Genomic DNA, 461 nt, shown 5'->3' with positions numbered 1-461 from the left:
ATCCGGCGGTGTGCAGCTCGGCGAACCAGGCCTTCTGGAACGACACGAACTCGTCGTCTCCGACACCGGTCTGGTTGGCGCGCCAGTCTTTCGGGACGTGGGCCGCGCACCAGTCCCGCACGGTGGCCCTGAACTCGTCGAGGTCGGTCATGACGAGAACAATCCGGTGAGTCCGCGCCGGCCGAGCCGGGCGGTCAGGGTGTCGCGGGTTTTGGACACCCCGAATGGCAAGCGGCGCAACGGCTGGCTGTAACGCGACAGCCAGGACAGCGTGGTTTCATCGCAGAAGCCGACGGCCCCGTGCAGCTGATGGCACACCCGGAACACCACCTCGGCCGCCTCGATCACGGCCAGGCGCAATGCCAGCGCGTCGTTGATCGCCTCGTCGGCGGGGTTTGTGACCAGGCTCCACAGCGCGTACTTCGCCAGGATGTCGGCGCCGCTGCGCTCCACCTCGGCAT

The 461-nt window shown here is 67.7% G+C and carries 1 protein-coding gene; it reads right to left on the bottom strand.

Annotated features, from left to right (window positions below):
- Positions 1-147: 147 nt before the first annotated feature.
- Positions 148-461: hypothetical protein (locus RM844_RS32575; protein WP_394814659.1), on the bottom strand; the 314-nt coding region annotated here is incomplete at its 5' end.

Source organism: Streptomyces chisholmiae (assembly GCF_031845445.1).
In the GTDB taxonomy this organism is placed as follows: domain Bacteria; phylum Actinomycetota; class Actinomycetes; order Streptomycetales; family Streptomycetaceae; genus Streptomyces; species Streptomyces chisholmiae.
The sequence above is the reverse complement of the archived record's forward strand: the minus strand, read 5'-3'. Positions and strand labels throughout refer to the sequence as shown.